The organism is Vibrio sp. 3-2(1), from assembly GCF_963887575.1.
Lineage (GTDB): Bacteria > Pseudomonadota > Gammaproteobacteria > Enterobacterales > Vibrionaceae > Vibrio > Vibrio anguillarum.
The window spans coordinates 285,953-298,213 of sequence record NZ_CAWPGB010000022.1 but is presented as its reverse complement, the minus strand read 5'-3'; the positions used below and the strand labels follow the sequence as shown (position 1 = coordinate 298,213).

General features: G+C 43.5%; 11 protein-coding genes. 8 read left to right on the top strand and 3 right to left on the bottom strand.

Annotated features, from left to right (window positions below):
- Positions 1 to 29: 29 nt before the first annotated feature.
- The 3 genes from AACQ79_RS09505 (at position 30) to AACQ79_RS09495 (ending at position 2,969) form a co-directional block, all read left to right on the top strand.
- On the top strand, positions 30 to 404 hold the full coding sequence (locus AACQ79_RS09505; protein ID WP_170898992.1) for a rhodanese-like domain-containing protein: 375 nt from the start codon (positions 30 to 32) through the stop codon (positions 402 to 404).
- Between the two features lie 154 nt (positions 405 to 558).
- Positions 559 to 2,112, top strand: coding sequence for a cryptochrome/photolyase family protein (locus AACQ79_RS09500; RefSeq protein WP_170898991.1), 1,554 nt, complete (start codon positions 559 to 561; stop codon positions 2,110 to 2,112).
- 98 nt (positions 2,113 to 2,210) lie between these two features.
- Positions 2,211 to 2,969 carry an EAL domain-containing protein gene (locus AACQ79_RS09495; RefSeq protein WP_199871600.1) on the top strand — a complete coding sequence of 253 codons (759 nt, stop codon included), beginning with the start codon at positions 2,211 to 2,213 and terminating at the stop codon, positions 2,967 to 2,969.
- Between the two features lie 33 nt (positions 2,970 to 3,002).
- On the opposite strand, the gene AACQ79_RS09490 is transcribed toward AACQ79_RS09495, so the two are convergent.
- Entirely contained in the window at positions 3,003 to 4,031 is a 1,029-nt protein-coding gene (locus tag AACQ79_RS09490; RefSeq protein ID WP_017046842.1) for a VirK/YbjX family protein, read from the bottom strand.
- A gap of 113 nt (positions 4,032 to 4,144) precedes the next feature.
- Between AACQ79_RS09490 and slyA the strand changes: the two genes are divergently transcribed.
- From slyA to AACQ79_RS09475, 3 genes are read left to right on the top strand one after another with little or no spacing between them, the layout of a single operon-like run.
- Positions 4,145 to 4,627 (top strand): transcriptional regulator SlyA, encoded by a 483-nt coding sequence (gene slyA / locus AACQ79_RS09485; protein ID WP_019283056.1) that lies wholly within the window; start codon positions 4,145 to 4,147, stop codon positions 4,625 to 4,627.
- A 6-nt stretch (positions 4,628 to 4,633) separates the two neighbouring features.
- On the top strand, positions 4,634 to 5,689 hold the full coding sequence (locus AACQ79_RS09480) for an HlyD family secretion protein (protein ID WP_010318632.1): 1,056 nt from the start codon (positions 4,634 to 4,636) through the stop codon (positions 5,687 to 5,689).
- A gap of 12 nt (positions 5,690 to 5,701) precedes the next feature.
- A complete protein-coding gene (locus AACQ79_RS09475) occupies positions 5,702 to 6,736 on the top strand; it encodes a DUF2955 domain-containing protein (protein WP_170898989.1) in 1,035 nt (344 codons plus the stop codon).
- Positions 6,737 to 6,782: 46 nt separating this feature from the next.
- Here the strand turns inward: AACQ79_RS09475 and AACQ79_RS09470 are convergent, their stop codons facing one another.
- Both AACQ79_RS09470 and AACQ79_RS09465 read right to left on the bottom strand, forming a co-directional pair.
- Entirely contained in the window at positions 6,783 to 8,018 is a 1,236-nt protein-coding gene (locus tag AACQ79_RS09470; RefSeq protein WP_170898988.1) for a zinc-dependent metalloprotease family protein, read from the bottom strand.
- Positions 8,019 to 8,073: 55 nt separating this feature from the next.
- On the bottom strand, positions 8,074 to 8,730 hold the full coding sequence (locus AACQ79_RS09465) for a hypothetical protein (RefSeq protein ID WP_017046847.1): 657 nt from the start codon (positions 8,728 to 8,730) through the stop codon (positions 8,074 to 8,076).
- 1,178 nt (positions 8,731 to 9,908) lie between these two features.
- On the opposite strand from AACQ79_RS09465, the gene AACQ79_RS09460 reads away from it, so the two are divergent.
- Together AACQ79_RS09460 and AACQ79_RS09455 are read left to right on the top strand one after the other, a co-directional pair.
- A complete protein-coding gene (locus AACQ79_RS09460) occupies positions 9,909 to 10,352 on the top strand; it encodes a DoxX family protein (RefSeq protein ID WP_013868258.1) in 444 nt (147 codons plus the stop codon).
- Positions 10,353 to 10,834: 482 nt separating this feature from the next.
- Positions 10,835 to 12,139 (top strand): dicarboxylate/amino acid:cation symporter, encoded by a 1,305-nt coding sequence (locus AACQ79_RS09455; RefSeq protein ID WP_029189696.1) that lies wholly within the window; start codon positions 10,835 to 10,837, stop codon positions 12,137 to 12,139.
- The last annotated feature ends 122 nt before the right edge of the window (positions 12,140 to 12,261 follow it).

The window sequence follows — 12,261 nt, the reverse complement described above, 5'->3', positions numbered from 1 at the left end:
AATTTTTAAGCCAAAAGAAGGAAACTAACATGTTAAAGTCACTGATGACCAAAGCGTTATTGTGTGTAGGCCTGATCTCCAATACCTCAGATGCATTGGCATCAGAGCGCTCAACGATAGCATGGCAATGGATTGAAAATGGCGCGCTTTTAGTCGATATTCGAACCGCAGCAGAATTTGCAGCTGGCCATATTGAAGGTGCGCTAAACTACCCACTTGATACTGTTAGCAGTGCTTTTTCTCACATCGATAAACAACAACCGATTGTGGTTTACTGCCGCAGCGGCAATCGATCGGGCCAAGCCATGGCCTATTTACTCGAGCAAGGGTTTACTCAAGTACATAACGGCGGCGGTTTAGAGGAAATGATCATTCATCCTTCGGCAATAAAGCCGCTCAATTGATGTTAGCCTACTCACATTCACGTTATCGCTCTGTTTGTTTTTAATTGGCTCTCAAAGCGCAACAGAAAGACACAGCTTGTTATTCGGCAACAATGATCGATTTTTTGATTGGAACGTAGAAGATGTTCGGTAACCAATCTCAACGGTATACAGCATGCAAACGTACAAAACCTTACGCTTGATCCTAGGCGATCAGCTCAATATCAAGCACTCTTGGTTTAACAAAACGGATGATTCCATACTGTACGTGGTAGCTGAACTTAAACAAGAAACAAGCTATGTAAAACATCACATTCAAAAAATCTGCGCCTTTTTTGCCGCGATGGAAGCTTTTGCCGAATTATTGCAAAGTGAGGGACACCAGGTTCTCTACTTGACCCTTGATGAAACTGCCGATTATTTGCAGCTACCACCATTGATTAGCGATCTGTGTCATCAGATCAACGCAGAATACTTTCACTATCAGCGACCTGATGAATACCGAGTTTGGCAACAGTTGCAGGAGCTAAACCTCTCTCATACACAAGTGACTTGTTTTGATACTGAACACTTTTTATTGCCTTTTGACGAGATCACTCAGCATTTTAACACCAACAAAACCACTATTATGGAGCCGTTTTATCGCAAAATGCGTAAGCGATTCGGTATTCTTCTGCAAGATGATCATCAAACGCCTTTGGGTGGGCGTTGGAATTTTGATCACCAAAATCGCAATAAGCTCAGCGTGCAAGACATAGAAAACCTACCCAAACCACTTAGCTTTCAAAACGATGTCAGTGCAATTTATAACCGTTTACAGCATCATAATATTCACGTTTTCGGCCTGTATACTCCTTCATTGTTATGGCCGATTAACCGCTCACAAGCACTGTCATTATTGGCCCACTTTTGTCAGTACGGCTTGCCGCTGTTTGGTCGATTTCAAGATGCAATGACGGCAAAGAGCCCACATCGTTGGAGCCTCTACCATAGCCGGCTCTCTTTTGCACTCAACTGCAAACTACTATCGCCTACAGAAGTCATTCAAAGTGCACTCATGCGATTTGAGAATGACAATACGATGGATTTAGCACAAATCGAAGGATTCATTAGGCAAATTTTGGGCTGGCGTGAGTACATTCGAGGCATTTATTGGGCGAACATGCCCCAATACGCCAAGCACAACGCCCTTGACGCTCAACGACCTCTTCCTCACTATTATTGGACAGGGAATACTCGTATGCATTGTGTTAAACAAGCCGTAACTCAATCACTGGAATTTTCCTACGCACACCATATCCAACGTTTGATGATCACGGGTAATTTTGCACTCCTATCAGGTTGCGAGCCGGATGAGGTGGATGACTGGTACTTAGGTATTTATATTGATGCATTGCAATGGGTAGAAATGCCCAATACCCGAGGTATGGCTCTGTTTGCTGATGGGGGAATTGTTGCCACCAAGCCTTATGCCGCAAGCGGCTCTTACATCAATAAAATGAGTGATTACTGCAAAGATTGTCACTACCAAGTAAAGAACCGTAGTGGTCTAAATTCATGTCCATTCAATAGTTTATATTGGCAGTTCATGCTCACTCATCGTGAACGGTTAGCCAAAAATCCAAGGATAGGCATGATTTATAAAAATTGGGATAACACTGAAAACGCTACTCAACAAGCAATCTTAGATCAAGCTCAATACTATCTACACCATATTGAAGAGCTGTAGTTCATCGGCTTACTGGTCACGTTTTGATTTATGCAATTTGGTGAGCACGCAGCAAGTAACTATAATCATGCTATTCGATTAAATATCAGTGAGTGATTATGCAACAACAGCAAGTCCATATGGACCAACGTATTTGCCAGCAATGCTCAGAAAAACAAAGCTTGCCTTTTGACTTCACCATGGCTTTCCAACCCATAGTTAACGTTGCAAATAACACCATCTTTGGCTACGAAGCACTCGTACGAGGTCTGAATAATGAATCAGCTTACTCCATCATTGAACAAGTCAGTGATGACAACCGATACCGCTTTGACCAACTTTGTCGAATCAAAGCGATTAAACTCGCGGCTAAACTAAAACTGTCAGGTATTTTGAGCATTAATTTTTTACCTAATGCCGTTTACCAACCAGAGCGCTGTATCCGCACCACATTAGAGGCAGCAAAGCAGTTCGGTTTCCCGACAGAACGGATCATGTTTGAATTTACTGAGGTGGAAAAAATCGTAGACACAGCGCACATAAAACGGATCGTCGCTTATTACTCCAACCTAGGATTTACTACCGCGATTGATGATTTCGGTGCAGGCTACGCCGGGCTTGGGCTATTGGTTAACTTCCAAACTAAAATAGTAAAATTAGATATGTCACTGCTGCGTAATATCGATCAAGACATCACGAAGCAAGCAATCGTCCGTCATACTGTCGCAATGCTCATTGAGCTAGGGATTTGTCCACTCGCTGAAGGTATTGAAACTCAACAAGAAATGTTATGGCTAAAACGACTCGGCATTGAACTCATGCAAGGCTACTATTTTGCGAAACCTGAGTTTGAAGCGTTACCTACAGTGACGTTTTGAACCATAATATCAGCCTCTAATTTTGTGGATCCATCAAACCACGAAATGCTTGGGCATAAGTTTCAACTGTTCAATACGGCCCGACATGGCTGTTTCCACCTCGGCTAACCACTCATAACGTTTAGTATATAGACGGCGTTTATTGCGATTTAGCGTCTCAACGCCTTTACGGTTTGGTGTGGTTGGCAAACGGTACAAATATTTGCTCATTTTCTCTGCTTCGTACTCTGTCCACAGTTCATCGTAATCAAAGCTTACTGATTTGCGCTTTGAGCCAATATAACGCAACGCTTGATACATATGGCCGCGGTTAGAAATCGCATACAGGTTTTCAACCCCTAAGATACGCGCTAGCGTCATGATCATTTCAACCATCAGTGCTTTGGTTCTTAAACCGTGAGTCGTGCGCGTCAAATCTTTAATGATTTGATTACGATCGGTCACACCACTGCTTGGACCTTGTAGTGAACCAATGTAAATACTGCGCCCTTGATCAGAAACATTGAAACTGATCGAGTAAATTTTCTGCCCTTTTTCATCCGTCAGTTGCAGCCCCAACGAACCTTCTCTTATCTCTCCACTGCACAGGCTTAATGAATAACTCGCCCCATTTTTGTCGTAAAAATCAAAAATAGAGAAGCCTGATTCTGAGAAAAACTTCGCAGCATTAAAGCCAAACTGTTCAACTAAGTAGATAAAATGTTGATTAATGTGCCATGTACGCTCTTTGGCAGACCAATTGACGCAGAGATAAGGTTTTAATGGTTTTTCCAAAAACTGTGGACATTGCTTCAATACCTCCGCTAACTCGGAGCACGAAAACAGTCTCAGCATACTTTTTAGAGCATAGGCATTGGTCACGCCCCATAAACAAAAACGGATATTCTTCCTGATTTTAGACCAGCCTTTGGTATTGGGGTAAATCGTTTCGGAGAGTTCAGACAGGCTAAACAGGTAGTCGAGTTTATTTTCAATTATCATAGTATGGACCAGAATTTCAGCAGCTAGGACAGCCTCAAACATTGGGGAGTCGCTCATTGAAAATAATGTACAGTGTTTCATTGAGAGGTGCTGTCCTGAGTTTGTATGAAAATGTCAGCCTTCGTCATTAGCTATTTACTTAGCGCGCTAACTAAATTATATTACTTAGCACGCTAAGTAACATATGACTCGTTATGATTGAAAATACGCACACCCTGAAAGAATTATCACTCGCTGAGCAGTTTGCTCGTCTCTCTCGCTTATGGAAAATGGTGGCGGACCGAGAACTCTCACCCTTGGGCCTTACCCATCCTCGTTGGACCGCATTGTGGAAATTACAGCGTCTCGGTGACAACGTCAGTCAAAAAACCTTAGCCGAAGCGTTAGAAATAGAACTGGCTTCTTTGATGCGAACTTTAAAGCAGCTCGAAGAACAATCGCTGATCGAACGTCACTGCTGTCACAACGATAAGCGCGCTCGAATCGTCAGTTTGACGAGTAACGGGCGTGCTCTTATCAAGCAGATGGAAACCCGTATTTTGCAAGTTCGCCAAAACTTACTGGGTAATATTGACGATCAACAATTGCACCAACTGACTCTTACGCTCGAACAAATCTCACACAACGCTCTAGATACGCTCAGCAAACCGATAGCAACACCTTCAAAGGAACAATAATTACTTATGACACCTGATCAAAAATTTGCACTTTGGATCAAATATTCCATCGTCGCTTTTGTGGCGCTCTTTGCCTATTTTTTGGTGGCCGATTTGGCTATGCCTTTAACACCGCAAGCCATGGCAACGCGGACTGTGACCAAAATATCTCCCCGAGTTAATGGTCAAATCAGTGATGTTTTTGTCACTAATAATCAAACCGTACACAAGGGTGAAGTACTTTTCACCATCGACCCACAACCCTATCAACTGGCGGTAGAGCAGGCCCAACTCAATTATGAACGTGCGGTACAAGGTAACGCTCAATTGGATGCATCGATTGCAGCCGCAGAAGCTAATGTTACGGCAAGCCGTATCGTTGCCGCTCAAAAGTTGCGCGAAGCTAACCGATTAAACACTCTGTTTGCACGCAATGGGACTTCTCAACAACTTAAAGACGATGCACAAAGTGGCGCTACCGCCGCGAAAGCCAATTTGGTTGCAGCGCAAGCTCACCTGCAAGAATTGCACGTTAGTCGAGGTAATAGTGACGAAAGTAACGTCAGCATCCGCGCCGCTTTGAACCAATTGGCGCAGGCCAAGCTAAACCTTGCCTACACACAAACGCTAGCTGAGCAAGATGGCGTCATTACCAACTTACAGCTTGAAACGGGCACCTACGCCGCAGCAGGTACGCCGTTAGTTGCGTTGGTAGCGACGGATGTAGACGTGATTGCTGATTTTAGAGAAAAAAGCTTACGCCATTTCCCAGACAATAGCCGCGCCCTAGTTGCTTTTGATAGCAAACCCGGCGAAGTCTTTACCGCGCGTATTCGTAGCCTGGATGCTGGGGTAAGTACTGGTCAGTTTGATGCGAATGGGCGTTTAGCCACTCCAACAGAATCTAATCGCTGGGTGCGTGATGCACAACGCATGCGTGTGCACCTTTCGCTCGATGAAACGATGTCAACATTGCCTTCCGGTGCTCGTGCGACGGTACAGTTGCTACCAGAAAGTGGCCCGTTTGCTTGGCTGGCAAAAATGCAAATTCAGTTTCTGAGCACTCTGCACTACGTCTATTAAGCGGAGTAAAAAATGCGACTTTGGGATCATCCATTATCTGAAAATGACTTTCGCCAATGCGTCAGAATAGCAACAGGTGCGACGCTTGGTTTTACCTTTTGTAAACTACTGGGTTGGAACTACGGGGTATTTTTTACCGTAACACCGATGCTGTTACTGGGCATGGTGCCCGTCATGAATGCGCACGCCGCAAAGCAACTGCTTGCTTCCGCCGTCGTTTGTGGCTTAGAAGTGGCCATTCTCGGGGGGCTGTTTGGCGCTCATCCGGCACTGATGACGATGATGGCTTTTGTACTGTTTCTCTACAAATTTGCTTGTATGTCGAAAGGCAGCTTATTCTTGTTTGGAGCGAACAGCGTATTGAGCTTGAGCATCATGCTGCACTTTGCAAGCTACCCCACAACTGATCTTAACGATCTGATTACTAGCAACTTTATCGCGAATTTGCTTTCGGTAATGGTCGCTTATCTGGTGACATTCTGTATTCCCGACGCACAGAAAAGGCAACCTCCCGCTCATTCAAGCGTGCCCAAAGAGTCACATCGTATGCGTCATGAAGCGCTCATGGGCGCAACCATTGCCACACTCTCTTTCGTGGTGTTTCAAATATTCGATCTGCAAGATTCAATGTCCGCGCAAGCCACAACCTTGTTGCTACTTTTCCCGATGCATTGGAACGGAGCGCTAGGCTACGCACGCAAACGCGCGATGGGTACTCTGCTTGGTGTCACTTTCGGTATTGCGGTCCAACTGCTGCTCTACGATTGGTCAGGTCAGCTTTTATTTGTTATTCCGCTGCTGTGGATAGGTGCGATGCTCTTTAGCTACTGGCATGTAAAAGAATCCAGCGGTTCAGGGGTCGGCTTTGGCTCATTGACTACCTTGGGGATCTTGTTTGGTCAATATTTGACGCCGGGCAATGATTTAATTTTCAGTGCCCTGTACCGAGTCGGCAGTATTTTGTTTGCTATTGTCGCCACATTACTTACAACCTATGTGATCCATCGATTGCTGAATCAATTCAAAGCCACCCAATTTGGCCAGTAATTAAAAACCCTGCACATAGGTGCAGGGTCAACATCACAGCAAACCTTTATTCAAAGGATAAGCGTGCCGAATTTAATACACCCGTTAAACCTTGATAGTGATCCGCCACGACTAAACGCCACTGGCCTTGCACGTTCATTTGTTGCATTCCGCTGAGTGTAAAGCGAACACGATAAGCCGTATTACGATCATACTGGTTATACGATTTTAAGTTCCAATAGCCACCATCAGGTGCATACAACTTGACTGAAACATCACCCACAAATGGGTGTTCAATATTAAGTTGAATAGTGGCCGTTTCCGCATTTCCTTGATAAGTCACATTAATCGGAAGTGCTAACTCTCCTTGTGCATGATCGGGAATGGCAAAAGGCCCTTGTAAATCATAGATGGCTTGTTGGGGCGAAGTCGGTTCAGTGGGTGACGTTCCTCCGTCATTACTCCCATCTGGACGTGCATAAATCGCCGCAATGTGTGGTGCGCTCAGGCCAATCGCTCGCACCGAGTTCGCGTAGTCAGTGACACCACATGCTTGACCTTTACACACTTTGCTTGGGTTAGAGAATGTGTAAGAACGGCTATGAATACCAAATAAGAAACCATAGGCCATGGTCGTCGCAAATTGGCCTTGAACCCCATAACCATACGCATCTTGCTCTGTACCATTTGAAAGATGGGGTTCGCCATTGTACTGTTCATGAGCATGGTTCAAGCCCAAATTGTGGCCTAATTCGTGAATAAACGTATCATCGCCACACTCATTCAAATAGCTATGACTGTACATTCTAGATTGCGCATAACGCGCACTATTGTTCCAATACGCGGCAGGGATTATCCATGCTAGACCACAGCTCAGCATGTAAGTACCATTGCCTTTATCTTCATAATCAGGAGAATTTTTAATATCTAGATTACGAAACAGCGCCACCATATCCGCGCCAACCTGCTTACGATATTGCTCAATATCGGCAAACGCCGGATCTTGTTTATTGCCGGGAGTAATCGCATCAAGCGCCTGCTCTTGCGATTTTTTCAGCCCTCTTTGCGTATCGTATTTTACTTCTTTCGTGCCAATTAAGTTGACTTTGATGTCCAGACCACTTTGACGCAGAATTTCATTTCCCACGTTAAATCGGTGCTGGATTTGAGCCACGTGATCTTGCTGAAACCACTCAGCCGTGCCGGGTGTATAAACACCTAGAATATCAATTTCAGTGGTTGCACTACTCGGTAACGCATGTGTTGCTAACACCACGGCTAATGCCAATGACGCTATTTTCATAGAAAACTCCTACATTATTTATTTTATTAACACACAAAGCCGTGCGTTTTAGGTATCAATGGCTGGTCGAGGTTTCGTCATAGCCATGATTCGGTGGTACTCGGTAAACCCATGCTTCACTGCCGTTGCCTTCAAGCTTCACTTGACCACTGGGATGACCAATAAAACCAAGTATTGCCGTTTTGCCGAAAGTGAATGTGGCCGGGTAAACTTCCCCGTCGAGTTCAAACTGCCCAGACCAAGTCCGGACGCCTTCATTCTGAATTTCTGATGAAGTTACTTGGATATTGACTGGCTGGTTATCAGGCATAGTGACCGTGACAGCATCGCCCGTTGCCAGAACTCGGAATTGTTCAATATTTTCGATTTCGATCGCTTTGATTTCCGTCACTGCATCACTTTTCGGCCTAATGGCTTGCAACGCTGGGCTTGGGTTGATGTCGTGCCATACTTCATCAACGGTTTGCGCCGCAAGCATGCGTTCTTCAGTGATAGGCTCTGAATTCAGAGCAGAACGAGCATCTCCAGCGCTCGATGCATCTTCTCGTGGTGGCTTCATCAGCTGACGCTCATCAGCAACTGTTGCGGCTTTAAAATCTGTATCCTCGTTATTATTCGGTGCTTTTTGGGCAGGCACTAATGTTAATGAACTATGGCTAATGTAATATTTACCAACAATGAGACCGAATATTGCTAATAACAAAATGGTCATTACCTTAACTTTCAAACTTTATATCTCCGACAATTAGATGTGGCATATATATAGATACATAAGATGTATGAATACAATTAAATAACGTGATCTTAAGTCAATAAAGTTAATGTTAAATATAATCAAACTTTATAGATTTGAATGATGATCTAATTTTCAAAAAAATGAATGCAATGCGCTAAATAAAATATCAAGCCAAAAGAAAAACAATAATCCGTAATTAATAAATTAGTTATTATTGTTTGATGGCAATAAACAGAGAAAATTAAAGAAGGTGGTACTCTTGATAACGACGAGTCTTATGAAAAAGGCACTTAAAAGCGCAAAAATACAGTTTAGGCTGTCTATGACTAAACAACTTGAAGTTGCAGGTCGATGTGGTAAGTGAGCACCACATAGCAATAGCTAAAAATGTAGTCAACATCGCTACAGCTTTCAATGGGAAGGAAAAAGCCTTCATTCTCGAAGCTCTTTAATCTATGGCTGAGCACTTTGCTGGAACTTTAAACCAACTAATTTGGTATTTTATCAAAACGTAATTCACTATTTACCCTAATGACCAAACAATAAGATATTTATCTATTCGGACATAAATCTGATTATTTCTTGACACTTATTCCATTGTTTTAATATTTGCACTTTTTATAAACTATGGGAAAGAGAAAACAGATGATGAATGACATTGTAAAGAAAGATATAGCTAACGACTCAAAGGTAGCCCGTTTATTTTAGTAACCTTCTTCGTTTTTTAATTCATTATCTGCTCCTTTGAAAAGACACTACTATGAAATACAGGTCAATCCGAATGCTATTAGTGTCCATATAAATGATAATATTGTATATAACTACACAACTTGAAGTTGCAGGTAGGTTGGAAAGTAAGTTGCCCCCATGAGCATAGATAAACGATTTGATGAAGTGAGCGAACGTAACCAACACCGCTGCAGCTTCAAGTAGGAAGGGGATATCAGACGATCAATCGGCATGAATCATCATAGATAGAAGGTCACAACATTCCCCGCGCTAAGAAAAGTACTAGATAAATCTTGTTCAATTTTTTCGAACTTAATCATCAAACTGAGTGAGTTATCTCAGGTTACGAATCACTCTACACTGGCTCCAACAGCTAGGAAGCCGCTGAGCACCTACTACCTTTTAATGAATCTGAGGACACTTTAATGAAAGCACTATTGAAACAACTAACCACATCAACTTCTGGATTTTCTGCGCTTGCGCTTCGTTTCCCAATTGGCATCATTTTTATGGCGCACGGTGCGCAGAAACTCTTTGGCTGGTTTGGAGGATATGGATTAGAAGGCACAGGTCAATGGATGGCTTCAATTGGCTTAAACCCAGGTGTGCTGATGGCATTTTTAGCGGGTAGTGGTGAATTCTTTGGGGGCCTATTCATTTTACTTGGCTTACTAACTCGCCCTGCCGCCTTGCTTCTTTCTATTACGATGATCGTCGCAATCGCTTCTGTACACTTAGGTAACGGCTTATTCATGGCTAATAACGGTTATGAGTTTGGCCTTGCGCTGCTTGCAGCCAGTGTATCGTTGGTTTTCTCTGGTGCTGGCAAATTGGCACTTGATAACTGGTTAAATAAAAAGCTCGCATAATCTATGCCTAAGGCCAGCATACCGTTTCATTGAAGGAGGCCAAGCCTCCTTCAAACGTTAAGATTTTCAGTCGATAACATTCAACTTAGTATCACTTTCCTTCCTTTCTCTACTTGTGTTGCATGCCCTTCTTTTTATGCTACATAAAAGTGCCGTTGAGACCCTATTCATATAAAGCAACCTTAATGGGTAAATATGCAACCAAACGAGCTTAAAATTGAATGAAAACTAGCGAATTACCATTAGATGAGAATAGTGATATTTGTTAACACAAAAGACTCATGTGTTGCCAAATGATAAAAAATAAAAATTTAAAACCAAAAATAGGTTATTAAAACGTAAAGGATGGGCGATTTTAAGTGATAAAGATCACAGCAATTAACCGTTAACATTATTTTACTTTTTGATTTGCACTCAGCCCTGCTAACCTGCGGCACGCTTTGAAATGATGTCGAAGTGCATAAAATAAAGGAGTGTTCACAATGAATACCAAAAAACCGATGTCGCTTACCGGCCGTGTTATTTTAGGTATGGTAGCGGGTATTTTGACTGGCTTTGCCATTCGAGCCCTATTTGCTGAAAACGGATTTGTTGACGCGTATATCGTTAACGGCTTATTCGATGTTGGCGGAAAAATCTTTATCGCCAGCTTAAAAATGTTAGTTGTACCCCTCGTGTTTGTTTCTCTCGTTTGTGGTACGAGCTCACTGAAAGATCTCACCACACTTGGCCGCATGGGCGGTAAAACCCTAGCCTTTTACATCGCAACCACTGCGATTGCCATCACACTGGCACTGACAATGGGCACTGTGTTTCAACCGGGGTCCGGAGCCGATTTAACCGCAGCAAGCTCATTCCAATCTGCGCAAGCCCCTTCTTTGGGCCAAGTGTTTATTGATATGTTCCCGACCAACCCAATCAGCGCGATGGCAGAAGGTAAAACACTGCAGGTCATCGTCTTTGCAGTACTATTTGGCATAGCCATCAGTGCCGCGGGTAAACCGGGCGAGCGTATTGCGGGCGTTTTTAATGACTTGAACGAAGTTATTATGAAACTAGTCGCCTTGTTGATGAACCTTGCTCCATACGGCGTATTTTTCCTGATGGCAAAACTGTTCACCAGCCTTGGTTTAAGTGCCATTTTGAACCTCGCAGAATACTTCGTAGTACTGACGGTTACCCTGCTGCTACACGGTTTTGTCACCTATAGTTTGATGTTGAAAGGCTTTACTGGTTTAAGTCCAATCACCTTCTTCCGTAAAATGGAAGATGCCATTATGTTCGCTTTCTCTACAGCCTCTTCCAATGCGACTATACCCGTCACCATGGAAACGGCTAAAAACCGCTTAGGGGTTGATAACAAGATAGCTTCTTTCACCATTCCGCTAGGTGCGACCGTTAACATGGATGGCACAGCGATCATGCAAGGCGTTGCGACAGCATTTATTGCCCAAGCGTTCAATATCGACCTAACCATGGGTGACTACGTGATGGTCATCCTCACGGCAACACTAGCCTCTGTTGGTACAGCAGGCGTTCCGGGTGTTGGTCTTGTCATGCTAGCGATGGTGCTAAACCAAGTCGGCTTGCCACTAGAAGGTATTGCTTTGATTATGGGTGTTGACCGCTTATTAGATATGATCCGCACCGCAGTCAATATTACTGGTGATAGCTGTGTGACTCTTATTGTGGCGAAAACAGAAGGCGCGTTAGATGAAGCTCGCTTTAATGATCCACAAGCTGGCGTGAAAGAAGAAGAAGTTCATTTAGCAAAAGCTCAAGCCTAACTTTCTTCACTTCCACTCATCAAAATCAAACCCTGTCGCTATTGCTACAGGGTTTTTCTTTATTCGCTTTACAGGTCAAGAATAAGATTAAAAATCAAGTAGATCAGAGCTATCTCACACCG